Annotated in this window: 20 protein-coding genes; 14 read left to right on the forward strand and 6 right to left on the reverse strand. The window is 69.4% G+C overall.

The features are described 5' to 3' along the window. The first annotated feature begins 1 nt into the window (after position 1). From groES to ACVJ1F_RS09610, 3 genes are all read left to right on the forward strand, one after another. Positions 2 to 298, forward strand: a complete 297-nt coding sequence (gene groES, locus ACVJ1F_RS09600; RefSeq protein WP_043595988.1) for a co-chaperone GroES — start codon at positions 2 to 4, stop codon at positions 296 to 298. Positions 299 to 494: 196 nt separating this feature from the next. Then, on the forward strand, positions 495 to 1,475 hold the full coding sequence (gene rarD / locus ACVJ1F_RS09605) for an EamA family transporter RarD (RefSeq protein WP_082460051.1): 981 nt from the start codon (positions 495 to 497) through the stop codon (positions 1,473 to 1,475). 162 nt (positions 1,476 to 1,637) lie between these two features. Next, positions 1,638 to 2,960 carry an ABC transporter substrate-binding protein gene (locus ACVJ1F_RS09610; RefSeq protein WP_277959814.1) on the forward strand — a complete coding sequence of 441 codons (1,323 nt, stop codon included), beginning with the start codon at positions 1,638 to 1,640 and terminating at the stop codon, positions 2,958 to 2,960. A gap of 563 nt (positions 2,961 to 3,523) precedes the next feature. Here ACVJ1F_RS09610 and ACVJ1F_RS09615 read toward each other — a convergent pair. The 4 genes from ACVJ1F_RS09615 to ACVJ1F_RS09630 all read right to left on the reverse strand — a co-directional run bounded on the left by ACVJ1F_RS09615 (position 3,524) and on the right by ACVJ1F_RS09630 (position 7,837). Then, entirely contained in the window at positions 3,524 to 4,246 is a 723-nt protein-coding gene (locus tag ACVJ1F_RS09615) for an ABC transporter ATP-binding protein (protein ID WP_043595993.1), read from the reverse strand. Positions 4,247 to 4,326: 80 nt separating this feature from the next. Then, on the reverse strand, positions 4,327 to 5,442 hold the full coding sequence (locus ACVJ1F_RS09620; protein ID WP_123571475.1) for an ABC transporter ATP-binding protein: 1,116 nt from the start codon (positions 5,440 to 5,442) through the stop codon (positions 4,327 to 4,329). Positions 5,443 to 5,485: 43 nt separating this feature from the next. Then, complete coding sequence (locus tag ACVJ1F_RS09625) at positions 5,486 to 6,469, reverse strand: branched-chain amino acid ABC transporter permease (protein WP_056043448.1); 984 nt, start codon at positions 6,467 to 6,469, stop codon at positions 5,486 to 5,488. Between the two features lie 12 nt (positions 6,470 to 6,481). Next, complete coding sequence (locus ACVJ1F_RS09630; RefSeq protein WP_056043445.1) at positions 6,482 to 7,837, reverse strand: branched-chain amino acid ABC transporter permease; 1,356 nt, start codon at positions 7,835 to 7,837, stop codon at positions 6,482 to 6,484. A 359-nt stretch (positions 7,838 to 8,196) separates the two neighbouring features. Here ACVJ1F_RS09630 and guaB point away from each other — a divergent pair, with 359 nt between their 5' ends. The 8 genes from guaB (at position 8,197) to guaA (ending at position 18,100) form a co-directional block, all read left to right on the forward strand. Then, positions 8,197 to 9,699, forward strand: a complete 1,503-nt coding sequence (guaB, locus tag ACVJ1F_RS09635; protein ID WP_456885803.1) for an IMP dehydrogenase — start codon at positions 8,197 to 8,199, stop codon at positions 9,697 to 9,699. 47 nt (positions 9,700 to 9,746) lie between these two features. Then, entirely contained in the window at positions 9,747 to 10,868 is a 1,122-nt protein-coding gene (locus ACVJ1F_RS09640; protein WP_123571261.1) for a GuaB3 family IMP dehydrogenase-related protein, read from the forward strand. Between the two features lie 61 nt (positions 10,869 to 10,929). Then, a complete protein-coding gene (locus ACVJ1F_RS09645; protein WP_456885806.1) occupies positions 10,930 to 12,789 on the forward strand; it encodes a glycerol-3-phosphate dehydrogenase/oxidase in 1,860 nt (619 codons plus the stop codon). Positions 12,790 to 12,990: 201 nt separating this feature from the next. After that, positions 12,991 to 13,521 (forward strand): cation:proton antiporter regulatory subunit, encoded by a 531-nt coding sequence (locus ACVJ1F_RS09650; protein WP_043595745.1) that lies wholly within the window; start codon positions 12,991 to 12,993, stop codon positions 13,519 to 13,521. A gap of 4 nt (positions 13,522 to 13,525) precedes the next feature. Beyond that, the gene (locus ACVJ1F_RS09655; RefSeq protein ID WP_456885808.1) at positions 13,526 to 15,031 is read left to right on the forward strand and encodes a cation:proton antiporter; all 1,506 of its coding nucleotides are present in this window, start codon (positions 13,526 to 13,528) and stop codon (positions 15,029 to 15,031) included. Positions 15,032 to 15,086: 55 nt separating this feature from the next. After that, positions 15,087 to 15,938 (forward strand): SURF1 family protein, encoded by an 852-nt coding sequence (locus tag ACVJ1F_RS09660; protein ID WP_456885810.1) that lies wholly within the window; start codon positions 15,087 to 15,089, stop codon positions 15,936 to 15,938. 75 nt (positions 15,939 to 16,013) lie between these two features. After that, complete coding sequence (locus tag ACVJ1F_RS09665; protein WP_043595742.1) at positions 16,014 to 16,454, forward strand: DUF3817 domain-containing protein; 441 nt, start codon at positions 16,014 to 16,016, stop codon at positions 16,452 to 16,454. A 92-nt stretch (positions 16,455 to 16,546) separates the two neighbouring features. Continuing rightward, on the forward strand, positions 16,547 to 18,100 hold the full coding sequence (guaA, locus tag ACVJ1F_RS09670; RefSeq protein WP_056044511.1) for a glutamine-hydrolyzing GMP synthase: 1,554 nt from the start codon (positions 16,547 to 16,549) through the stop codon (positions 18,098 to 18,100). 385 nt (positions 18,101 to 18,485) lie between these two features. Here the strand turns inward: guaA and ACVJ1F_RS09675 are convergent, their stop codons facing one another. Further along, positions 18,486 to 19,319: a Bax inhibitor-1/YccA family protein gene (locus tag ACVJ1F_RS09675; RefSeq protein WP_123571259.1), complete on the reverse strand. Its 834-nt coding sequence runs from the start codon at positions 19,317 to 19,319 to the stop codon at positions 18,486 to 18,488. A 304-nt stretch (positions 19,320 to 19,623) separates the two neighbouring features. On the opposite strand from ACVJ1F_RS09675, the gene ACVJ1F_RS09680 reads away from it, so the two are divergent. Then, on the forward strand, positions 19,624 to 20,616 hold the full coding sequence (locus ACVJ1F_RS09680; RefSeq protein WP_456885812.1) for a glycerophosphodiester phosphodiesterase family protein: 993 nt from the start codon (positions 19,624 to 19,626) through the stop codon (positions 20,614 to 20,616). An 80-nt stretch (positions 20,617 to 20,696) separates the two neighbouring features. After that, positions 20,697 to 23,117, forward strand: a complete 2,421-nt coding sequence (locus tag ACVJ1F_RS09685) for an ATP-dependent helicase (RefSeq protein ID WP_456885814.1) — start codon at positions 20,697 to 20,699, stop codon at positions 23,115 to 23,117. Here the strand turns inward: ACVJ1F_RS09685 and ACVJ1F_RS09690 are convergent. Then, positions 23,114 to 23,542 (reverse strand): FHA domain-containing protein, encoded by a 429-nt coding sequence (locus ACVJ1F_RS09690; RefSeq protein ID WP_456885816.1) that lies wholly within the window; start codon positions 23,540 to 23,542, stop codon positions 23,114 to 23,116. The two genes, ACVJ1F_RS09685 and ACVJ1F_RS09690, sit on opposite strands and share 4 nt — an antisense overlap. Before the next feature lie 501 nt (positions 23,543 to 24,043). On the opposite strand from ACVJ1F_RS09690, the gene ACVJ1F_RS09695 reads away from it, so the two are divergent. Further along, positions 24,044 to 24,337, forward strand: a complete 294-nt coding sequence (locus tag ACVJ1F_RS09695) for a WXG100 family type VII secretion target (protein WP_043594286.1) — start codon at positions 24,044 to 24,046, stop codon at positions 24,335 to 24,337. Positions 24,338 to 24,354: the final 17 nt, after the last annotated feature.

The following is a 24,354-nucleotide window of genomic DNA, read 5'->3' on the forward strand; positions in this document are numbered from 1 at the left end:
CGTGTCGGTCAGCATCAAGCCGCTCGAAGATCGCATCGTCATTCGTCAGGTCGAAGCCGAGCAGACCACTGCTTCGGGTCTCGTGATCCCCGACACCGCCAAGGAGAAGCCCCAAGAGGGTGAAGTGGTGGCGGTCGGCCCGGGCCGCATCGACGACAACGGCAACCGCGTGCCGCTCGACGTCGCCACCGGCGACAAGGTCATCTACAGCAAGTACGGCGGAACCGAGGTGAAGTACGGCGGAGAAGACCTCCTCGTGCTCTCGGCTCGCGACGTCCTGGCGGTCATCGTCCGCTAGCACCACGGCACGGCTCCGGCCGTGCTCCGCGACCCCGGTCGCCGTCCCGAAGGCCCCTGCTCCGGCAGGGGCCTTCGCCGTGTCGGCACCATGCCGGCCGACGATGGTCCGTCCCCAGGCGTCGTCGTCCGTCGATCGATCCACGGTGGCAGGAGTGGCCGTTCCGGCGGCGGGCGCAGCCACCTAGAGTCGCCTGGTGACCTCGACCCGCGCCTCCTCGTCCCCCTCCGCCCCGACCTCGGGGCTCGGCGTCGACGGGGCCGGCGGGGCGGGCCTCGCCTACGCCCTGGGGGCCTACGGGCTCTGGGGCGTCCTGCCGGTGTACTTCCTGCTGCTGGCCCCGGCCGGCCCGTTCGAGATCGTCGCCTGGCGGGTGCTCTTCTCGCTCGTCTTCTGCGCGGTGCTGCTCGTCGTGACGGGGGCGCTGCGCTCGTTCCTGGCCCTGCTGCGACAGCCGCGCCTGGTGGCCACCATGGGGGTGGCCGGCGCATTCATCGTCGTGAACTGGACGGTCTTCATCTCGGCGACGCTCAGCGGGCACGTGGTCGAGGCGGCGCTCGGGTACTTCATCAACCCGATCGTCACCGTCCTGCTCGGCGTGGTCGTGCTGCGCGAGCGTCTCCGCACGACCCAGTGGGTGGCCGTCGGGCTGAGCGCCGTCGCCGTCCTCGTGATCGCCGTCGGGGCGGGCCGGCCGCCGTTCATCTCGCTCGTCCTCGCGTTCTCGTTCGGGCTCTACGGCCTGGTCAAGAAGCAGGTCGGCGGTCGGGTCGACGCGGTCGGCGGGCTCACGCTCGAGACCCTCTGGATCGCCCCCTTCGCGGCCGTGACCCTGATCGTGCTGCACGTGACGGGCCTCGGCGGCGGCGTCGTGCTCGGCACCGTGAGCGTCGGGCACACCCTCGCCACGATCGGCACGGGCGTGATCACGGCCGTGCCCCTGCTGCTCTTCGCCTCGGCGACGCGTCGGTTGCCCCTGACGACCGTGGGGTTGACCCAGTACGTCGCTCCCGTGCTGCAGTTCGTCGTGGGTGTCGTCGTGCTCGGCGAGCACATGTCGACCGCGCGGTGGGTCGGCTTCGCCATCGTCTGGGTCGCGTCGATCGTGCTGACCGTCGACATGGTCCGTGCGGGGCGACGATCACGCCGGCCCCTCGCCGTGGCCCCGACCGCCTAGAAGCGACCATCCCTCGCAAAGTCACGAATGGCTAACGAAACGTCACTTTGACGTCGAGAACACACGCCAGAAACATTCGACCCCTAGTTTCGGACCAATCGCGGCAGGTTCGACCGCCACCGGTCGGGCTGCACTGCCGCTGTCCACGAAAGGGTTCCACGGATGATCCGATCCAGCACCGCCCTCCGAGCACTGGCTCTCGCCGGCGCAGCCTCCGTGCTGCTCGCTGCCTGTTCGACGGCATCTCCCTCTGACGACGCCTCGTCGTCGTCGTCGGCCAAGGCCGATCCCGCCGCCAAGTGCGAGGTCGGGACGCCCAGCACCGATCCCTTCGCGATCGGCACCATGCTGCCGCTGACCGGAACCCTGGCCTACCTCGGCCCGCCCGCCATCGCGGGCGCCAACCTGGCCATCAGCGACATCAACGCCGCCGGCGGCGTGCTCGACCAGCCGGCCGAGATCTCGACCAGCACCGACTCGGGCGACAGCAACGACATGACCGTGTCGAGCAACGCCGCGACGCAGCTGATCGACGCCAAGGTGCCCGTCGTGCTCGGTGCCGAGTCGTCGAGCGTCACGCTCAACGTGGTCGACCAGCTCACCAGCAACTGCATCATCGAGATCTCGCCCGCCAACACGGCGAGCTCGCTCAGCGGCTACTCGTCCTACTACTACCGCACCGCTCCGCCGGACTCGGTGCAGGGCTCGGCGCTCGGCCAGCAGATCACGGCCGACGGCAACGCCAACGTCGCGTTCCTCGTCTTCAACGACACCTACGGCACGGGTCTGCGCGACTCGACGCAGAAGTCGATCGAGAGCTCGGGCGGCACCGTCGTCTACGGCGGCACCGGCAAGGGCGAAGAGTTCCCTCCCGGTCAGACCACCTTCTCGTCCGAGGTGTCGGCGGCCATCGCCGCCGAGCCCGACGCGATCGTCATCCTGGCCTTCGACGAGACCAAGTCGATCGTGCCCGAGCTGAAGAGCCAGGGCTGGGACATGAGCAAGGTCTACATGTCCGACGGCAACACGGCCGACTACAGCGCCGACTTCGAGCCCGGCACCCTCGCGGGCGCCAAGGGCACGATCCCCGGTGCCGACGCGAGCGCCGACTTCAAGTCGAAGCTCGTGGCCGGCTACAAGGCGAGCGAGGGCGGCGACCTGGCCGACTTCTCGTACGCGGCCGAGTCGTACGACGCCGTCATCCTGACCGCTCTCGCGGCACAGGCCGGTGGCGGCACCGACGCCGGGACGATCCAGGCCAACATGGCCGCGGTCTCCGGAGCGGACGGCGGCACCGAGTGCACGACGTACGCGGACTGCAAGACCGCGCTCGACGCCGGTGACGACATCCACTACACCGGCCCCTCGGGCATCGGAGCGTTCAACGACAACAACGACCCGTCGTCCGCCTCGATCGGCGTCTACACGTTCGACGCCGACAACAAGCCCGTCTACCAGACCGGCATCGAGGGCAAGGTCGAATAACGGCACCTCGCACCACCCAGGGCCCGGCGCGAGTCATCGTGCCGGGCCCTTCGGCGTGCCGAGGAGGTGCCGTGTCGGGTCTCGGCCCCGGCCCCGGCCCCGCACCTGTCCGCCCCGCCCCACACCTCGTCACACCGCGTTTCGTGCACCGCACCGCGTCGAGACGGGGTGCGCTGCACGAAACGCGGTGTGCACGACGGCACGTCCCGGCGCCAAGGCCCTTCTGCGTGCCGGGGAGGCGCGGAGGCGGGCCGCAGGACGGTCGCGACGTCCGCGCCCTCCGGGGCCGCGCCTCCTCGTCCCCTGGCCCACCGGGCGTGGCGTCGCACTCCCTCCGCACCGCGTTTCGTGCACCGCACCGCGTCGAGACCGGGTGCGCTGCACGAAAGGCGGCGCGCAGCACCCGCGTCCCCGACGCCGGCGCCCGACGCCGGCGCCCGACGCCGGCGCCCGACGCCGGCGCCCGACGCCGGCGCCCGACGCCGGCGCCCGGTGCCGGACGCACGCACGAGGCCCCGACCACGCCGGGGCGTGATCGGGGCCTCAGGGCGCCACCGGGGGCGTCAGGACGCGTCGACGTCCTTCGCCAGGGTGCCGAGGTAGAGCTCGATGACCTTGGGGTCGTCGGCCAGCTCGCGGCCGGTGCCCGAGTAGGCGTTGCGGCCCTGGTCGAGGACGTAGCCGCGGTCGCAGATCTGCAGGCAGCGGCGGGCGTTCTGTTCGACCATGATCACCGAGACGCCCGCCTTGTTGATGCGGCGGGTGCGGATGAACGTCTCGTCCTGGCGCACGGGCGACAGGCCGGCGGACGGCTCGTCGAGCAGCAGCACCTTCGGGTCCATCATCAGGGCCCTGGCCATGGCGACGGACTGCCGTTCGCCGCCCGAGAGCGAGCCGGCACGCTGGCCGCGACGGTCGGCGAGCACCGGGAACAGGTCGTAGATGACCTCGAGGCGTTCGGCGAACTTCTTGGGCCGCAGGAACATGCCCATCTGCAGGTTCTCCTCGATGGTGAGCGAGGGGAACACGTTGTTGGTCTGCGGGACGAAGCCGACGCCCGCCTCGACCAGCTTGTTGGCCTTGAGGTTCGTGATGTCGGTGCCGCCGAGCGTGACCGATCCCGAGTGGATCTTGACCTGGCCGAAGAGCGCCTTGAGAAGCGTCGACTTGCCGGCGCCGTTCGGGCCGATGATGCCGATCAGTTCGCCGGGGTAGCAGACGAGGTCGCACCCGTTGAGGATGTTGACGCCGGGCAGGTAGCCCGCGACGAGGTCCGTCGCGTTCATCACCGGCTCGACGCCCGCGAACTTCTCGGTGCCCGGGTGCTTGGCCGCGGTGGTGGCGCCCGCGCCGTCCTGTGCCGTGCTCATCGCTTGTCTCCGCTCTGCCGTCCGTCGGACAGCTGGTCGTCGGCCGCGTTCGTGGCCTGCGGGGTCGAGGGGTCGGGGTGGCCGGGCAGGTCGCGTCCGGCGACGCCGCCCGTCGACGAGGAGGCGCTGGTCGCCTCGGCCGCGCGGGCCGCGTCCTCGCGTGCCACCTCTTCTTCGAGCTGTTCGAGGGTGGCGTCGTCGAGCAGCGAGTCGTCGCCCAGGTCGGTGTCGTGGTGCGCACCCAGGTAGGCGTCGATGACGGCCTGGTCGTCCATGACCGTGTCGGCCGGGCCCTCGGCCACGATGCGTCCCTCGGCCATGACGATCACCCAGTCCGAGATGTGGCGGACCATGTGCATGTCGTGCTCGACGAAGAGCACCGTGGTGCCGTCGTCGCGCAGGCTCTGGATGTGCCCCAGCAGCGACTGCGTCAGCGCCGGGTTCACGCCGGCCATCGGCTCGTCGAGCATGATCATGGCCGGGTCGCTCATCAGGGCACGGGCCATCTCGAGCAGCTTGCGCTGGCCGCCCGAGAGGCTGCCGGCGAAGTCGTCCTTCTTCTCGAGCAGCTTGAACCGGGCGAGGAGGTCCTCGGCCTTGGCCTCGATCTCGCGCTCGCGCTTGCGCCAGAGCGGCGCGACGATCGCGACGAAGAAGTTCTCCCCGGGCTGGTCCTTCGCGCCCAGCAGCATGTTCTGCATGACCGTGAGCCGCGAGAGCGCCTTGGTGAGCTGGAACGTGCGCACCATGCCCGAGCGGGCGACCTTGGCGGCGCCGACGTTGCCCATGGCCTTGCCCTCGAACACCCACTTCGCGACGCCCGGGCCGCTGCGCTTGAACGCCGTGGGGGCGGACGAGGCCTTGTCGAAGCCGGTCAGCAGGTTGAAGAAGGTCGTCTTGCCGGCGCCGTTGGGGCCGATCAGCGCCGTGATGGCACCGCGCTGCACCTCGACGTGGCCGACGTCGACGGCGGTCATGCCGCCGAAGCGTCGGACGACGTTGTCGACCGTGAGGATCGGGTCGGGCTTGGCCGACCCGGGGGTCCGCTCGACCGTGGTGAGCTTCGAACGCAGGACGCTGCGGTCGTAGTCGTAGCCCTCGCGGCGGGGCAGCGTGCTGCCGCTCGAGGCCGGTCCGTTGGTGGTGCTCGAGGTGTCAGACACTGAACGCCAACTCCTTCTTCTTTCCGAGGATGCCCTGTGGCCTGAAGATGATCAGCAGCATGAGGGCGATGCCGACGAGGATGTACGAGAACTGCTCGGCCTGCTGGCCGTTCATGATGCTCGACGGGATGAAGTCGCCGGCGAGGGTCCGAACCAGCAGGCGGGTGACGAAGAACAGGATCGCTCCGAGCACCGGGCCGAAGACGGTGGCGGCACCACCGAGCAGCAGGGCCGTCCAGATGAAGAAGGTCATCGACCGTCCCATGCTGTCGGGCTGCACCGAGCTCGGCAGCACGTAGATGATGCCGGCGAGCGACCCCATCAGCGCACCGAGCACGAGCGCCTGCATCTTGTACGAGTAGACGTTCTTGCCGAGGCTGCGCACGGCGTCCTCGTCCTCGCGGATGCCCTTGAGCACGCGGCCCCACGGGCTGCGGCTGAGCAGGAAGACCAGGAGGCTGAGGAGGGCGACGATGCTCCAGCCGGCGATGCGGATCCACCAGCCGTTGACGCCGTTGTTCTCGTAGGTGAACCACAGGATCGTCGTCTGGCCGTCGGGCAGCGGCGAGAGGGCGGTGAAGGCCTCGCGGTACGAGGCCCCGGGGATGCCGTTCGATCCACCCGTCGTGGTCGTCAGGATGCTCGACCGTCCCACGTACCGGATGATCTCGGCCGAACAGATGGTGACGATGGCCAGGTAGTCGCCCCTCAGCTTCAGCGTCGGCACGCCGAGGATGAGCGCGAAGACCAACGAGCAGAGCAGGGCGATGATGACGGCGAGCCCGAGGGGCAGGCCGTTGCTGATCGAGATGGCGAAACCGTAGGCACCGAGCAGCAGGAACGCCGCCTGGCCCATGTTGATCAGGCCGGTGAAGCCGAAGTGGATGTTCAGGCCGATCGCCGCGATGGCGAAGGCGGCCGTCGTGGGCGCGAGGGCCTCGGCGCTCAGCGCCCGCAGGAGTTCGATGAAGTACATGGTCGTGTCCCCTTAGCCCACTCGTTCTTTTCGCCCGAAGATGCCCTGTGGTCTGAACACGAGGATCAGGATCAGGATCAGCAGCGCCGTCGCGTACTTGAAGTCGCCGGGCAGCCAGATGTTGGTCAGCTCGACGATGATGCCGATGATCAGCGAACCGACCAGGGCCCCGAAGGCCGTGCCGAGGCCGCCCAGGGTGACGGCGGCGAAGATCAGCAGCAGGATCTGCAGGCCGGTCATCCAGTTGACGCCGTTGAGCACGAGGCCGAGCATGACGCCCGAGAGGCCGGCCAGGCCGGCGGCCAGCGTCCAGACCAGGCGGATGATGCGGTCGACGTCGATGCCCGAGGCCGCGGCGAGGGCCGGGTTGTCCGACACGGCGCGGGTGGCGCGGCCGGTGCGGGTCTTCAGCAGGAACAGTCCCGTGCCGACCAGCACGACCACCGAGATCGCCATGGCGACGTACGACTGGACGGTGAGGGTCACGCCGAGGAAGTCGACGGTGGTCGGGTTGTCGCGGTCGATGCGCACGGTGCCGGCGCCGTAGAAGTACTGGAAGGCGTACTGCAGGGCGATCGAGAGGCCGATGGTCACGATCATCAGCTGCGTGAGGCTGAGTCGGCGCTTCCGCAGCGGTTTCCAGATCGCGAGGTCCTGCAGGTAGCCCGTCGCCGCACAGATCACCGTGCTGAGCACCGCGGCCAGGATCAGCGGCACCCCGATCGAGGTGAACGAGTAGGCCAGCAGACCGCCGAGGGTCACCTGCTCGCCGTGCGAGAAGCTGCTGAGGCCCGTCGTGCCGTAGATCAGCGACAGGCCGATGGCGGCGAGGGCGAGCAGCAGGCCGAGCCGGATTCCCGAGGCGAACTGCTGCGCGAAGCGGTCCCAGTTGAAGCTCGACGCGGTCGCGGCGCCGCTCGTGGCGCCTTCCTCGGCGGTGAGGGCGAACAGGGCGCTCGCCGTGGCGCCGAGGTTCACGGTCACGGTGCGCTCGGCGTTGTCGGCGTTCACCAGGAACTGGCCGTCGGGCAGGGTGTCCTGGTCGACCGTCACGGTGTAGCTGCCGGCCTCGGTCACCGCGATGCTCCACCGACCGGTGTCGTCGGTGGTCGCGGTCTGCTCGTCGCCGGTCGCGTTCGTCGCGGTCACGTCGACGCCCGAGGCGGGTTCCCGCTCGCTGTCGTTGATCGTTCCCTGGATGCAGCCGGTCGTCGCGTCGGTGGTGCAGGCGGCGGCCGCGGCGTGGGCGGCCGTCGGGGCGAAGGCCCCCATGAAGGTCGCCAGGAGTCCGAGCAGTACGGCGGAGGCCGTCACGATCAGGGACTGCCGCAGCCGTGGCCGCGACGCGATGGTCGTCGAGAGTCTCACAAAACCTCCTGGTGGGAAGCGCCCCGTCGAGATTCGGGCGGTCTCGTTCTGCTCCCGGGGCGTCGTCGTCGCTGACAGTAACTCCGCTGTGTGTCGAGCATGTTTCAGGTGCGCGACGGAGTGGAGTCGGTACAGAATCCCCCATGTCGAGCGAGAATCACGAATCTTCCGTGTGTCGGATCGGTAACGGTGCCGTTCCGTTGCGTCCCGGGGGGCCGCGCGCGCCTCCTCGGCGATGCGGCGGGTGCGCCGCCGAGAGGAATGCAGGAGGCGCGGGCTGGGTTAATATCGACTACCGGGCTCGACGGCGATCCGGTGCCAACCCACCCACCCTCATCTCGCTCCTTCGAAGGGGACTCATGGACCAGCCGGACCCGTTCGGATTCATCGGACTCACCTACGACGACGTCATGCTGCTTCCGGGCCGCACCGACGTCATCCCGAGCGAGACCGACACCTCGTCCCAGCTCACCAAGCGCATCCGGGTCGCGGTGCCGCTGCTCTCGGCCGCGATGGACACCGTGACCGAGTCGCGCATGGCCATCGCGATGGCGCGCCAGGGCGGCATCGGCATCATCCATCGCAACCTCTCGATCGCCGACCAGGCCGCGCACGTCGACAAGGTCAAGCGCAGCGAGTCGGGCATGATCACCAACCCCGTCACGACGACGCCCGACGCCACGGTGGCCGAGGTCGACGCGCTCTGCGGGCAGTTCCGCGTCTCGGGCCTGCCGGTCGTCGAGGGCGACGGCACGCTGGTCGGCATCATCACCAACCGCGACATGCGATTCGTCTCGCCGTTCGAGATGTCGACGACGTTCGTCCGCGACGTCATGACGAAGGCGCCGCTGATCACCGCGCCCGAGGGCGTCGACCCCGACTCGGCGATCGCCATCTTCGCGCAGCACAAGATCGAGAAGCTTCCCCTGGTCGACGAGGCCGGGCACCTGCGCGGCCTCATCACCGTCAAGGACTTCGACAAGAGCGAGAAGTACCCCGACGCCACGAAGGACGACGAGGGCCGCCTGCGGGTCGGCGCCGCGATCGGCTTCTTCGGCGACGCGTGGGAGCGCGCCAGCGCCCTGCGTGACGCGGGGGTCGACGTGCTCGTGGTCGACACCGCCAACGGCGAGAGCTCGGGCGAGCTCGACATGATCCGTCGCATCAAGGCCGACCCGAGCTTCGCGCACATCGACGTCATCGGCGGCAACGTGGCCACGCGCAGCGGCGCCCAGGCCCTGATCGAGGCCGGCGCCGACGCCATCAAGGTCGGCGTGGGCCCGGGTTCCATCTGCACCACCCGCGTCGTCGCGGGCGTCGGCGTGCCCCAGGTCACGGCCGTCTACGAGGCGTCCCTCGCCGCTCGCGAGGCCGGGGTCCCGGTCATCGCCGACGGCGGGCTGCAGTACTCGGGCGACATCGCCAAGGCCCTGGTGGCCGGCGCCGACACGGTCATGCTGGGTTCGCTGCTCGCCGGCTGCGACGAGAGCCCGGGCGACCTGGTCTTCGTCAACGGCAAGCAGTTCAAGAACTACCGCGGCATGGGCTCGCTGGGTGCGATGCAGACGCGCGGCAAGAACACGTCGTACTCGAAGGACCGTTACTTCCAGGCCGACGTGCCGAGCGACGACAAGCTCATCCCCGAGGGCGTCGAGGGTCAGGTGCCCTACCGCGGCGCGCTCAACAACGTCGTCTACCAGCTCAGCGGTGGTCTCCGTCAGTCGATGTTCTACGTCGGGGGCCGCACCGTGGCCGAGCTCAAGGCGAACGGCAAGTTCGTCCGGATCACCGCCGCCGGCCTGAAGGAGAGCCACCCGCACGATCTGCAGATGGTCGTCGAGGCCCCCAACTACCGCCGGTGATGTCGCCGGGCCGGGGGCGCGACCCCCGGCTCCGGTAGGGTGGCACGGTGACTGAGGTAGAGATCGGCGTCTCCAAGCGAGCCCGCCGCGCGTACGCGTTCGACGACATCGCCATCGTTCCGAGCCGGCGTACGCGCGACCCGCGCGACGTCTCGGTCGGGTGGTCGATCGACGCGTTCCAGTTCGAGTCGCCGGTCATCGCCGCGCCCATGGACTCGGTGGTCAGTCCGGCCACGGCCATCCGCATCGGCCAGCTTGGCGGCCTCGGCGTCCTCGACCTCGAGGGCGTCTGGACGCGCTACGACGACCCCGAGCAGGTGCTGGCCGAGATCCGCGAGCTCTCCGAAGACGACTCGGTCGCCCGTATGCAAGAGATCTACAGCGAGCCGATCAAGCCCGAGCTTGTCCGCGACCGCCTCGCCGAGATCCGCGCCGCCGGGGTCACCGTCGCCGGCGCCCTCAGCCCGCAGCGCACCCAAGACCTGTACCAGACGGTCGTCGACGCCGGCGTCGACCTCTTCGTCATCCGGGGCACGACGGTCAGCGCCGAGCACGTCGCGAAGAACAGCGAACCGCTGAACCTCAAGAAGTTCATCTACGAGCTCGACGTCCCCGTCATCGTCGGTGGCGCCTCGACCTACACGGCCGCCCTGCACCTGATGCGCACCGGTGCCGCCGGCGTCCTCGTCGGGTTCGGGGGCGGCGCAGCCAGCACGACCCGCGCCTCCTTGGGCATCCACGCTCCCATGGCGAGCGCCGTGGCCGACGTGGCGGGCGCGCGCCGCGACTACCTCGACGAGTCGGGCGGGCGCTACGTGCACGTCATCGCCGACGGGGGCCTGGGCACCTCGGGCGACCTGGTCAAGGCCATCGCCTGCGGCGCGGACGCCGTCATGCTGGGTGCCGCGCTGGCCCGGGCCGACGACGTGCCCGGCGGTGGCTACCACTGGGGCGCCGAGGCGCACCACCCCGAACTGCCCCGCGGCCGACGCATGCACGTGGGCACCATCGGCTCGCTCGAGAAGATCCTCTACGGTCCCGCCACGACGGTCGACGGCACGTCGAACATCATGGGCGCGCTGCGTCGTTCCATGGCGACCACCGGCTACAGCGACCTGAAGGAGTTCCAGCGCGTCGAGGTGGTTGTGGCCCCCTACCAGCCTCACTAGCGTTTGATGGGGTGGTCCGGTCGAGAGACCGGGCCGACCGAATCCAACGATGGAGGCTCGCATGGCCAAGTCCGCGTCCGTTTCGCTCTCCACGAAGCTCGGCCCCGACGAACGGGCCGCAGCCGTCGAGGCGTTGAAGACGAAAGAACTCGACATTCTCGTGATCGGGGGTGGCATCGTCGGTGCGGGTTCCGCGCTCGACGCCGTGACCCGTGGGTTGAGCGTCGGCATCGTCGAGGCCCGTGACTGGGGCTCCGGCACGTCGAGTCGCTCGTCGAAGCTCGTGCACGGTGGCATCCGCTACCTCGAGCAACTGAACTTCCGTCTCGTGCGCGAGGCGCTGATCGAGCGTGGCCTGCTGCTGCAGCGCCTGGCACCGCACCTGGTGAAGCCCGTGCGGTTCCTCTACCCGCTCAGCAAGCCGGTCTACGAGCGGTTCTACATCGGTGCCGGCATGGCGCTCTACGACATCTTCAGCTGGACCGGTGGTCGCCCGCCCGGCGTCCCCCACCACCGTCACCTCACCAAGACGCAGGTGCTCCGCGCCATCCCGAGCCTGTCGAAGGACGCGGTCGTCGGCGGCCTCACCTACTACGACGCCCAGGTCGACGACGCCCGGTACGTCTCGTCGCTGGTGCGCACCGCGTCGAGCTACGGCGCCCACGCGGCGAGCCGCATCCGGGTCGAGGGCTTCGTCAAGGTGGGCGAGCGGGTCGTCGGCGTGAAGGCGCACGACTACCAGACCGGCGGGCACTTCGAGATCCGCGCCAAGCAGGTCGTCAACGCGACCGGCGTCTGGACGGACGACACGCAGGCCATGGTCGGCGAGCGGGGTCAGTTCAAGGTGCGGGCGTCGAAGGGCGTGCACCTCGTGGTGCCGCGCGACCGCATCCACTCCGACATGGGCATGATCTTCCGCACCGAGAAGAGCGTCCTGTTCGTCATCCCGTGGGGCCGTCACTGGCTCGTGGGCACGACCGACACCGACTGGGACCTCGACAAGGCCCACCCCGCGGCGACGGCGGCCGACATCGACTACATCCTCGAGCACGTCAACAAGGTCATGGCCGTGCCGCTCACCCGGGCCGACGTCGAGGGCGTCTACGCCGGTCTGCGTCCGCTGCTGGCGGGCGAGTCCGACCAGACGTCGAAGCTGTCGCGCGAGCACATCGTCGCCCACACCGTGCCGGGCCTCGTCGTCGTGGCCGGCGGCAAGTGGACGACCTACCGGGTCATGGCCGAGGACGCGATCGACGAGGCCGTCGCGGCCCTCGACGGCCGCATCCCGTCGAGCACCACGATGGAGATCCCGTTGATCGGCGCCGAGGGGTACCACGCGGCGTGGAACAAGCGCGGCAAGATCGCGAAGGCGTTCGGCGTGCACAAGGTCCGCATCGAGCACCTTCTCAACCGGTACGGCACCACGACCGACGAGATCCTCGACCTCATCCGCGACGACCCCTCGCTCGCCGAGCCCCTCCCCGGGGCCGACGACTACATCCGCGCCGAGGTCGTCTACGCCGCGAGCCACGAGAGCGCCCTGCACCTCGAGGACGTCCTCGCCCGCCGCACCCGCATCTCGATCGAGGCGTGGGACCGGGGCGAGTCCGCCGCTCCCGTCGCCGCCAAGCTGATGGCCGGCGTGCTCGGCTGGAGCGACGACGAGGCCGAGGCCGAGGTGGCGAACTACCTCAAGCGGGTCGCCGCCGAGCGGGCGAGCCAGCTCGAGCCCGACGACGAGTCGGCCGACCGCGTCCGCCTCGAGGCGCCCGACATCACCTTCGGCTTCGACGAGGACGACATGGTCGTCGCCGGTGCCGACCAAGGAGGCGCGCCCAAGCCGGGCGAGGAGGTCACAGAGCCCGCGGGCACGCCGGGCGACGACACCTCGGCGGGCAGCCCGGGCGGTCGCCAGGGCTGATGCCCGGTCGCTCGCGCGACCACCTGCAGGAGGCGCGGTGCCCGTTCGTCGGGCACCGCGCCTCCCGCGGTTCCTCCGTCCGCGGACGCGGGAACACCTGTGGAGGGTGACGGGTTGTCCCCACCGTGAGCAGCCCGGCTGCTGCGGCCGAACCCGCCGCTAGGCTGAGACGACTGCCCCCGAGTCCACTGGAGACGAACCATGGTTGACGTGCGTCGAGTCAAGCTCCCCGGCGTGGGTGTGCTGCACACCTTCATCACCGACGACGGCGGCAAATGCGGTGTCATCACGCACCGCTCGGGTCACAGCGACCTCATCACGTTCAGCGACGACGTCGACGGCGACCACGTCAAGAAGGTCTCGCTGCGCCTCAGCGAAGACGAGGCGCACACGCTCGCCGAACTGCTCGGCGGCACGCGCATCACCGAGTCGCTCTCGGCCCTCGACCAGATCCCCGGCCTCAGCATCGACTGGTTCACGGTCGACTACGACGACCACATCGCCGGTCAGCCGCTCGGCGACCTCGGCGCCAAGGGCGTCGTCGGCCTGACCGTCGTGGCGGTCGTCCGGGGCGACGCGGCCAACCCGGCGCCGTCGGGCGACTTCAAGGTGTTCCCCGGCGACACGCTCGTCGTGGCCGGTTCACCCGAGAAGGTCGCCAAGGCGTTCTCGTTCTACCGCACGGGCGAGCTCAAGCACCGCTCGCCGGTCGACGCCCCGCCCGGGGGCTAGGCCGATGCACCTGGGTGAAGAGCTGATCGTCCTCGGCATCCTGCTGCTGATCGCGTACGTGCTCGGCCGTGCCGGCAAGCTGATCGGCCTGCCGTCGATCCCGATCTACATGATCGTCGGCCTGCTCGCCAGCACGAACACGGGGTGGTTCCCGCTCAGCTTCGAGTCCGACAACATCGAGTTGATCGCCATCTTCGGGTTGATCCTGTTGCTGTTCAACCTCGGCCTCGAGTTCGACCAAGACGAATTCTTCTCGAACGCGGGGCGGCTCATCGTCTCGGGCGGCAGCTACATCGCCATCAACATGGGCGTCGGGCTGATCTTCGGCTTCATGCTCGGGTGGGGCACGCGCGAGGCGCTGATCATCGCGGGCATGACGGCGACGTCGTCGAGCGCGATCGTCACCAAGCTGCTGATCGAGTTGAACCGCCTGGCGAACCGCGAGACGCCGATGATCCTCGGCGTCACGGTCGTCGAAGACATCTTCATCGCCATCTACCTCGCGATCGTGTCCGTCGTGCTCAGCGGCGAGACCGACCCGGGGCCGGTGATCCTGAAGCTCGGCATCGCGTTCGCGTTCCTCGTCGTGATGTTCGGCGTGGCCCGATGGGGTGGTCGCGTCGTCTCCCGGCTCATGCGCACGCGCGACGACGAACTCTTCACCGTGCTGTTCTTCGGGCTCGCCGTGCTCTTCGCCGGCCTCGGCGAGGTGCTCGGGGTGACCGACGCGATCGGCGCCTTCCTCATCGGCCTGATCATCGGGGCCACGAAGTTCCGCAACCGGGTCGAGCAGTTCGCCCTGCCCATGCGCGACGTCTTCGGGGCGTTCTTCTTCCTGAACTTCGGCCTCGGGCTCAACCCGGCCCTGTTCCCGAGCGTGCTCGGCCCCGTGGCCATCGCCGTGGGCATGACCGTGCTGCTCAACGTGGGTGCCGGGCAGTTCGTCGCGTGGCTCAACAAGCTGGGGCCGCAGGCGGGCATCAACACCACGGTCATCCTGGTCAACCGGGGCGAGTTCGCGTTGATCCTGGCGACGCTGTCCGCGGGGGCGGGTCTCGACGAGCGGTTGCAGCCCTTCGCCGGTCTGTACGTGCTGATCATGGCGGTGCTCGGGCCGGTCCTCGCCTCGAACAGCGAGCGCATCGGCTCGGTGCTGTTGCGGTCGCGCAAGAAGGCCGAGCGTGCCGAGGCCGAGGCCCGTCGTCTCGAACGTGAGGCGCGCAGCGGTGACGAGATCGCCCTGATGGAGGCCGCCCTCGCCGGTGACGACCTCGACCAGGCCGAGGTCACCGAGGACGACGACGAGCGCGAGACCGAGCGGGTCCGGGCCGGTGCCGCCCGGGCCGCTGCGGGCCGGGTCGACACCACGCGACGCGGGGCCGACGGCGATGCCGACGACGACCTGGACGACCTCGACGCGATGGACGCCGACGAGGCCCGCATCTGGGCCGAGCAGGCGGGCCAACAGAGCGACCAGCGGGCCACGCGCCGACGCGACCCCGAGTACTGAACTGCAGGCCGTCGTCCCAGCGGGTTCGTGGGCGACGCGAGGTACGATCGCCTCCGTGACCCAGACCGAGCAGCGCCCCGCCCTCCTCGGCGTCGACGGCGAACCGCTGCCCGCGACGATGTGGCACGTCGCCCGTCGACCCCGCTGGATCGCCCTGCTCGGCCTCGCCCTCGTCGTGGCGGCGATCTTCGCCTGGCTCGGCCACTGGCAGATCGAGCGCAGCGTCGAGAGCGTGCAGGTCGTCAACCCCGAGACCGAGACCAGCAAGGTGCTGTCGTCGGTCGCGACCCCGCAGACGCCCTTCGCCGACTCGCTCGGTGCCCAGCGCGTGTCCGTCACCGGTGAGTTCGACCCGGACGACTTCGCCGTCATCGGTGACCGCGTCAACGGCGGCGAGACCGGCTACTGGCTGATCGGCCGTTTCGTCGACGACGCCAACGGCGCCTCGCTTCCCGTGGGGCTCGGCTGGTCCCCGACCCGCGAGGGTGCCGAGGCCGCCGAGCCGTCCGTGGCCGCGACCTCGACCGTCACGGTCGAGGGCCGTTACTTCCCGTCCGAGTCGCCGACCGAGAGCGACTTCGAGAGCGGTGCGCAGACCGTCGTGTCCGTGGCCGCGCTGATCAACGAGTGGCCCGGCTTCGACGGCCAGGTCTACGGCGGCTATGTCGTCTCCGACTCCGCACCAGCGTCGCTGAGCGAGATCGACTCCGCGCCTCCGGCGTCCGACGTGCAGTTCAACTGGCTCAACGTCTTCTACGCGATCGAATGGGTCGTCTTCGCCGGCTTCGCCGTCTTCCTCTGGTTCCGGCTCGTGCGCGACGCGTTCGAGCGCGAGCACGAAGAAGCCGAGGAGGCGCGGGCCGAGGCGGACGCGCGCGGCGCGACCCAGCCGACCCGCGCCTCCTGACCCCGCGCCTCCCGACCTTTCGACGTCGACAGGTGCCGTCCTGGCGCAGGGGTGGGCGCGGCTAGAATCGTCCCCATGCCTCTGAAGCCCCGGCAACGCGACATCCCGAAGATCCCGGGTGCCGTCAGGTTCTACAAGATCTCGGCGTACGTCACCGGCGTGATGCTGCTGCTGCTCATCTTCGAGATGCTGTTCAAGTACACGCCCCTGCAGCTCGAGATGCAGCTCGGCGGTCAGGGCGGGTTCCTCGTGCCGGTCGACTCGACCACGGGCTTCAACCTGTCGACCGCGATCCTCATCGCGCACGGTTGGCTCTACGTCGTCTACCTCTTCGCCGACTTCCGTCTCTGGAGCTTGATGCGGTGGCCGTTCTCGCGGTTCTTCCTCATCGCGCTCGGCGGCGTCGTGCCCCTGCTCTCGTTCTTCGTCGAGAGCCACATGACCAAGCTCGCGACGCGGCAGTACGAAGCCCTGACCGCCGAGACCACCCCCACGACCGAGGGAGCCCCCGCGTGACCGACGCACCCGAGACCGCCGAGGCGTCGGCGACGACCGCCGCCACGGCCCCCGCACCGGCCGACCGCGCGCCCGAGACCGCGCAGAGCCCCGTGCTCGTCGTCGACTTCGGCGCCCAGTACGCGCAGCTGATCGCCCGGCGCGTGCGTGAGGCCAACGTCTACAGCGAGATCGTGCCGCACACGATCACCGCAGCCGAGATCGCCGAGAAGAACCCCGTGGGCATCGTCCTCAGCGGTGGTCCGTCGAGCGTCTACGAAGAAGGCGCGCCGAGCATCGACGCGGGCATCTTCGACCTCGACATCCCCGTGCTGGGCATCTGCTACGGCTTCCAGGCGATGGCCAAGGCGCTCGGCGGCGAGGTCTCGCAGACCGGCCAACGTGAGTACGGCGCCACCGACGTCACGCTCGCCGAGGGCGACAGCACGCTGCTGTCGGGCCAGCCGGCCTCGCAGACGACGTGGATGAGCCACGGCGACTCGGTGTCGAAGGCCCCCGAGGGCTTCGACGTGCTGGCCTCGAGCGCCTCGACCCCCGTCGCCGCGTTCTCGAGCGACGCCCGCAAGCTCTACGGCGTCCAGTGGCACCCCGAGGTCAAGCACTCGTCGTACGGCCAGGCCGTGCTCGAGAACTTCCTGCACCGCGCCGCTGGCATCCCCGCCGACTGGAACAGCGGCAACGTCATCGCCGAGCAGGTCGCCCGCATCCGCGAGCAGGTCGGTGACGCACGCGTCATCTGCGGACTCTCGGGCGGGGTCGACTCGGCCGTCGCGGCCGCCATCGTGCACGAGGCCGTCGGCGACCAGCTGATCTGCGTCTTCGTCGACCACGGTCTGCTGCGCGCCGACGAGCGTCGTCAGGTCGAAGAGGACTACGTCGCCTCGACCGGTGTGCGACTCGTCACGATCGATGCCGAGCAGCAGTTCCTCGACGCCCTCGCCGGGGTGACCGACCCCGAGCAGAAGCGCAAGATCATCGGCCGCGAGTTCATCCGCAGCTTCGAGGCCGCCGCCGAGGCGCTGGTGCTCGAGGCCGCGGCCGAGGGCGACTCGGCCGTGAAGTTCCTCGTGCAGGGCACCCTCTACCCCGACGTCGTCGAGAGCGGTGGCGGTACGGGCACGGCGAACATCAAGAGCCACCACAACGTGGGCGGCCTGCCCGAAGACCTGCAGTTCGAGCTCGTCGAGCCGCTCCGCACCCTCTTCAAGGACGAGGTTCGGGCGATCGGGCGCGAGCTCGGTCTGCCCGAGGTCATCGTCGGGCGTCAGCCGTTCCCCGGCCCCGGTCTCGGCATCCGCATCGTGGGCGAGGTGACGCACGAGCGACTCGAGTTGCTGCGTGCGGCCGACGCGATCGCGCGGGCCGAGTTGACCGCGGCCGGCCTGGACGACGAGATCTGGCAGTGCCCCGTGGTGTTGCTCGCCGACGTCCGCTCGGTGGGTGTGCAGGGCGACGGTCGTACGTACGGTCACCCGATCGTGCTGCGTCCGGTGTCGTCCGAGGACGCCATGACGGCCGACTGGACGCGTCTGCCCTATGACGTGCTGGCCCGCATCTCGAACCGCATCACGAACGAGGTGGACGGCGTCAACCGCGTCGTGCTCGACGTCACCTCCAAGCCCCCGGGAACGATCGAATGGGAATGACCGGGCTGTTTTCGATGCGAAACATCGAGCCCGGTCATTCCGGGGGAGCCTGCGACCCCGGTGCCCACCAGTAGCCGCGAACGCGGAGTGAGGGAGACCTCCCGCGAAGCGCAGTGACGACGAAACCCCCTCCGGCAGACACCTGCCCGAGGGGGTTTCGTCGTCTCCGTGGGATGTCGTCGTTCCTGGATCTTGGCGTGGTCTCGGGCCAGGGCACGAACGAGCGGGCAGAACGTGCTCTTCATCCGCCCACGAACAGCACCTTCTGCCCACTCGGCCGTCGACCCCCACCCCCTCGGCCATCGACCCCCACCCACACAGAAGCGGGGCCCGTCCCGGTCGGAACGAGCCCCGCTTCGGGGTGGTGCGGGTGATGCCGCGTTGGCTAGTCGCTGCCGCGCAGGATGGCGAGCATGCGCAGGATCTCGACGTAGAGCCAGATCACGGTCATGACGATGCCGAAGGCGGCCGACCAGGCGTAGATGCGGGGTGCGCCGCGCTCGACGCCGGTCTTGACCTGGTCGAAGTCGAGGACCAGCGAGTACGCGGCCATGATCACGACGAGGATGCCCAGGATGAAGCCGAGCGGGATGCCGAAGATCTCCATGCCGCGGAGGCCCCAGGGGTTGCTGTTGGCACCGAAGATCATCAGACCGAAGTTGATCAGCGAGAAGACGCCGTAGCCGATCATCGCGATCATGAAGACCTTGGTGGCCTTGGCCGACGCGCGGATCTTGCCACTCTTGAAGAGCAGCAGGGTCGTGGCGAACACCGCGACGGTGCCGATCAGGGCCTGGGTGACGATGCCGTCCCACTGGCTCTCGAAGATCGACGAGATGCCACCGACGAAGAGACCCTGTGCCGCCGAGTAGGCGAGCACGAGCCCGGGGGAGGGCTTCTTCTTGAAGATGTTGACGAGCGCCAGCACGAAGCCGGCGATGGCCCCGACGAAGGCGAGGGCCGGGATGAACCATCCGATGGCCGCACCGACGAGCACCACGCCGAACGCGAGCAGCGTCTTGGTGATGGTGTCTTCGTAGGTCATGCGGTCGGTCTGCGTGGGGCCGGCGGCGGGCTGTGAGTAGAGCTGCTGCAGCTGTTCGGCGGTCATGCCGTTGTACTCGACCGGCTGGGCTGCGCCCTGCTGCTGACGGATGACGGGCCCGCCGTTCTTCGAGAAGGCCGGCGACTGACTGAAGCCGGGATTCGAGAATGCCAAGGGGTTCCTCTTCTGATCGCTAGGGATGTGTGGATCGCCCGCGCAGGTACACGAAGGCGTTTCCGTACAGATGAGGCTAACGCCTGTCGTGCAACGAATGGCTGAAGATCTGCCTGATGAGAGCCGCATTCTCGCAGGGCGAACGTGCGTGCCGTGCATCTTTTGCGTCTGCGGGGGGCGAGACGCCTCGTCCCCAGGGGCCGCGCCTCCTCGTCTCTCCACCGACGGTCTTTCCACAGCCGTCCTCTCGCCGGGAGGTCGGGCGGCTCGGGCTGCGCACGGGGACGCCGGTTAGCGTGACCGGGTGTCCACCTCGCCTCTCGTCATCGCCCATCGCGGCGCCAGCGGTCACCGACCCGAGCACGGCGAGGACGCCTACCGTCTCGCGATCGAGCTCGGGGCCGACGCCATCGAGCCCGACCTGGTCGCGTCGAGCGACGGCGTGCTCGTCCTGCGGCACGAGAACGAGATCTCGGGCACGACCGACGTCGCCGACCACGTCGAGTTCCGGCACCGCCGCACGACCAAGACCATCGACGGCGCAAAGGTCACGGGCTGGTTCACCGAGGACTTCACCTGGGACGAGCTCAGCACGCTGCGCATCCGCGAACGGCTGCCCGAGCTGCGGCCCGAGAGTGCGGCGCACGACGGCGAGGGGCGCATCCAGCGGCTGGGCGACCTGCTCGACCTGCTCGACGCCGCCGATCGCCCGGTCGGGCTCGTCGCCGAGGTCAAGCACGCGACCTACTTCGACTCCATCGGCCTGCCGCTCGGCGAGCTGCTCGCCGACGAGCTGCGGCAGCGGCGCTGGGTCGACGACCCGCGGCTGACCATCGAGTCGTTCGAGCAGACCGTGCTCGGTCGCCTGGCCGACCAGCGGCTCGGGGCCCGGCTCGTCTACCTGCTCGAGAAGGCGGGCGTGGCGGCCGACCTGGTCGCGGCGGGGCGGACCTCGGTGGGCTACCGCGACCAGCTGCACGCCGAGTCGCTCGAGTCGTTCGTCGACGCGGGGTTGCACGGCGTCAGCCTCGACAAGCACACGCTCGTCGACGCGCAGGGGGCGACCGACGGCCGGGTCGTCGACCGGGCGCACGCGGCCGGCCTCGACGTCTTCACCTGGACGCTCCGCGCCGAGAACGCCTTCCTGGCCAAGGCCCACCGCGGCCCCGGCGGCAAGGCGGCCTTCGGCGACTGGCAGGCCGAGTTCACCTCGCTCATGGCGCTCGGCGTCGACGGGGTCTTCGCCGACCAGCCCGAGCTCGCCGAGGAGGCGCGGGTCGCCTTCGCGTCCCGCTGACCCCGCGCGACGCCGCCTGCGACCGTGGTCGCCCCGCACCCTCTCGCCATGTCGGTGGTCGCGCTTAGACTCGACGGGCCATGACGATCGTGCTCGAGCCCTCTGACGCTGCCGGCGGTTCCGGCGACCCCCTGACCGCCGGTCTCAACCCCCAGCAGAAAGAGGCGGTCGAGTACCGCGGGCAGTCGCTGCTGATCGTGGCCGGTGCCGGCTCGGGCAAGACCAGCGTGCTGACCCGCCGCATCGCGGGCCTGCTGGCGACGCGTGAGGCGTGGCCCAGCCAGATCCTCGCCATCACCTTCACCAACAAGGCCGCAGCCGAGATGCGCGAGCGCGTGGCGCACCTCGTCGGTCAAGCAGGCGAGGGCATGTGGATCAGCACGTTCCACTCGGCGTGCGTGCGAATCCTCCGGCGCGAGGCCGAGCAGTTCGGCTTCACCAAGAGCTTCACGATCTACGACTCCGCCGACTCGAGGGCCCTGCTCAAGCGCATCCTGAAAGAGCTCGACGCCGATCAGCTCGGGCTGACGGTCAGCATGGCCTCGGGCAAGATCTCGAAGCTCAAGAACGAGCTCAGCGACGTCGAGTCGTACTCGCGCCAGATCAACATGAACGACCCGCAAGAGGTCATGTTCCTCGAGATCTTCCGGCAGTACACCCGCGAGCTGCAGCGGGCCAACGCCTTCGACTTCGACGACCTCATCGCCCAGACCGTGTACCTGTTCCGCGCCTTCCCGCACGTGGCCGCGCAGTACCAGCGGCGGTTCCGGCACATCCTCGTCGACGAGTACCAAGACACCAACCACGCGCAGTACTCGCTCATCCGCGAGCTGACCCGGCCGGTGCAGGCCGACCTCGTCGACGAGCTCGAGAGGGGTGGCCAGTTCGTCCAGTCGATGCGCGACGGCAGTGGCGGCATCCCCGGGGCGTCGCTCACCGTGGTGGGTGACTCCGACCAGTCGATCTACGCGTTCCGCGGCGCCGACATCCGCAACATCGTCGAGTTCGAGCGCGACTTCCCGAACTCGAAGGTCATCCTGCTCGAGCAGAACTACCGCTCGACCCAGAACATCCTCGACGCCGCCAACGCGGTCATCTCGAACAACTTCGACCGTCAGGCCAAGAACCTGTTCACCACGGTCGGCGCCGGCAGCAAGATCGTCGGGTTCACCGGCTACACCGGTCACGACGAGGCCCAGTTCGTCGCGGACGAGATCGCGGCGCTGCACGAGTCCGGCACCGACTACAAAGACATGGCCGTCTTCTACCGGACCAACTCGCAGACGCGTGCGCTCGAAGAGATCTTCATCCGCTCAGCGATCCCGTACCGCGTGCTCGGCGGCACGAAGTTCTACGAGCGTGCCGAGATTAAGGACGCCATGGCGTACCTGATCACCGTCGCCAACCCGGCCGACCCGCTCGCCCTGCGACGCATCATGAACGTGCCCAAGCGCGGCATCGGTCCGGCGACCGAGACCGCGATGCAGCGCTGGGCCGACACCAACGAGGCGCCGCTGCGTGACGCGATGCGCAACGCCGACCAGCTCGGCCTCGGGCCGAAGGTCACCGGTGCGATCACGGGCTTGGCGAAGCTGCTCGACGACGTGCAGGCCACGGCGGCGACCGCGCCCGTCCACGAGATCCTGTCGGCCCTGATCGCGGGCAGCGGCCTGGTCGAGGTGCTGCGGGCATCGCGCGACCCGCAAGACGAGGCCCGCGCCGAGAACATCGACGAACTCGTCGCGGTGACGAAGGAGTTCCAGAAGAACAACCCCGACGGCACGCTGCTCGACTTCCTCACCGAGGTCACGCTGGTCGCGGCCGCCGACGACCTCGACGACACGAGCGGCACCGTCTCGCTGATGACGCTGCACACCGCCAAGGGGCTCGAGTACGAGGCGGTGTTCCTCACCGGCGTCGAAGAAGACCTGTTGCCGCACCGCATGTCGGCGAACGAGCCCGGCGGTCCGTCCGAAGAGCGACGACTGTTCTACGTCGGCATCACGCGTGCGCGACAGCGGCTGTTCCTGTCGCTCGCGATGACGCGGGCGCAGTTCGGCGAGGTCAACGTGGCGATGCCGTCGCGGTACCTGCAAGAGATCCCCGTCGAGCTCATCGATTGGAAGCAGTCGCCCGGCATGGCCACCAGCCGCGGGGGCACTCAACCGCGGGCGCTCAACGCCCGTCGCGAGGGTGGCGACGGCAACCGCGGTGCGACGCCGCGAGCGTCGGGTGGCTATGGCTCGGGCAGTTACGACCGGGCCACGGCGGCGGCGAAGACGAAGCCGAAGACCGAGTGGGCGAACCGGGTCACGGGCACGGTCCGCGACAACGGCGACATGGAGCTCGAGGCCGGCGACCGCATCTCGCACGTCGACTTCGGCGAGGGCCGTGTCATGGCCGTCACCGGCATCGGCGCCCGCCGCATCGCCGAGGTGCTGTTCGACGGAGCCGGCCGCAAGAAGCTGCTGATCAAGGTCGCGCCGATCGAGAAGGTCTAGCGCCCTTCCGCGTTCTCGCGAGAGGTCGTGTCGTGTGTCCTGGAAGGCAGGAGGGCGTCGGTCATGTCGCTCTCGGGTCGGTGCCGGACGACCGTCACGCTGTGGTCGCCGATCGACAGCAGCGATCCGACCCGGGCGCGCGCCGGGGTGTAAGCCTCGAGTTCGGTGACCTCGCCGGTGGTCGCCACGAGGGTGGTGCCGTTTCCCGAGCCGAGATCGGTGACCCAGACGGCCGCGTCGGCCCCGATCGCGATCGAGACGTGATGGCGAGACAACGATCGGCCGGCGTCGTCGAGCGCCACGACATCCGCGTCGGTCGGAACGGGCAGGGGGCGGTCGGTGCGACGCCCGACGACGATCGCGCGCCGTGTGACGGGGACGACGCTCTCGTCCGGCAGCCGCAGGCCGTAGTGCCGAGGGCGCACCGTCGTCGCCTCGAGATCGGGAACGGGTGGCACCGCGTCACCGCCGGCCGGCTGATCGGGGGCTGACCGCCTCGGGGTGGTGGCGGCAAACCGCGGCGCGTGAGGGATCGCGGCGGCGAGGGGCGCGAGGGGTGCGACCGCGGACGGTGCCGTGCTCTCCGGAATGACGGGAGCGCGCTGCGCCGACTCGCTTCGACGCTCCTCGACGACGAACCCCGAGGAGGCGCTGGTCGGCGGGGGAGGGGACGTCACGATCGGCGCGGGCGGCTGGAGGGGCAGGGTGGTGACGCGCGAGAGCAGCCCTGCGGCACGCTGCTCACGAATCGTCTCGGCGGTGATCACCGGCGGTGGCGTCGGGTGTTGCTCGCGCCTCCTGGGCTTGTCCTTCTTGCGACGCATGTCGACTCCGATCTGTGGAGAACCGTTACGCAAACTATCAGGCATGACATATTGGTCGAGTCCGACCGACCGGTCGGCACCACCAACGAGAGGGACCACCTCATGGCCAATGTCACCGTCACCTACGACGACCTGCGCACGCAGGCCACCCAGCTGCGCAACGGGCAGCGTGCGATCGAAGACCAGCTGGGTCAGATGAAGTCGCAGATCGACAACCTCGTCGGCTCGGGCTACGTGACCGACAAGTCGTCGAAGGCATTCGACGCGACGTACACCGAGTTCACGACCGGGGCGTCGAAGACGATCTCGGCGGTCGAGAGCATGGCGACGTTCCTCGAGAACGCGGCCAGCACCCTCGAGGGCGCCGACCAGCAGCTCGCCAGCAGCCTGGGCTGACCGACCACACACAGGGA

The sequence above is a fragment of the Frigoribacterium sp. 2355 genome, assembly GCF_054060695.1.

Bases quoted from the DNA above. Each gene is read 5' to 3' on its own strand.
- ACVJ1F_RS09610 (WP_277959814.1), top strand. From the start codon at position 1,638: ATGATCCGATCCAGCACCGCCCTCCGAGCACTGGCTCTCGCCGGCGCA.
- ACVJ1F_RS09615 (WP_043595993.1), bottom strand. From the start codon at position 4,246: ATGAACGCGACGGACCTCGTCGCGGGCTACCTGCCCGGCGTCAACATC.
- ACVJ1F_RS09625 (WP_056043448.1), bottom strand. From the start codon at position 6,469: ATGTACTTCATCGAACTCCTGCGGGCGCTGAGCGCCGAGGCCCTCGCG.
- guaB (WP_456885803.1), top strand. From the start codon at position 8,197: ATGGACCAGCCGGACCCGTTCGGATTCATCGGACTCACCTACGACGAC.
- ACVJ1F_RS09645 (WP_456885806.1), top strand. From the start codon at position 10,930: ATGGCCAAGTCCGCGTCCGTTTCGCTCTCCACGAAGCTCGGCCCCGAC.
- ACVJ1F_RS09650 (WP_043595745.1), top strand. From the start codon at position 12,991: ATGGTTGACGTGCGTCGAGTCAAGCTCCCCGGCGTGGGTGTGCTGCAC.
- ACVJ1F_RS09655 (WP_456885808.1), top strand. From the start codon at position 13,526: ATGCACCTGGGTGAAGAGCTGATCGTCCTCGGCATCCTGCTGCTGATC.
- ACVJ1F_RS09665 (WP_043595742.1), top strand. From the start codon at position 16,014: ATGCCTCTGAAGCCCCGGCAACGCGACATCCCGAAGATCCCGGGTGCC.
- ACVJ1F_RS09685 (WP_456885814.1), top strand. From the start codon at position 20,697: ATGACGATCGTGCTCGAGCCCTCTGACGCTGCCGGCGGTTCCGGCGAC.
- ACVJ1F_RS09695 (WP_043594286.1), top strand. From the start codon at position 24,044: ATGGCCAATGTCACCGTCACCTACGACGACCTGCGCACGCAGGCCACC.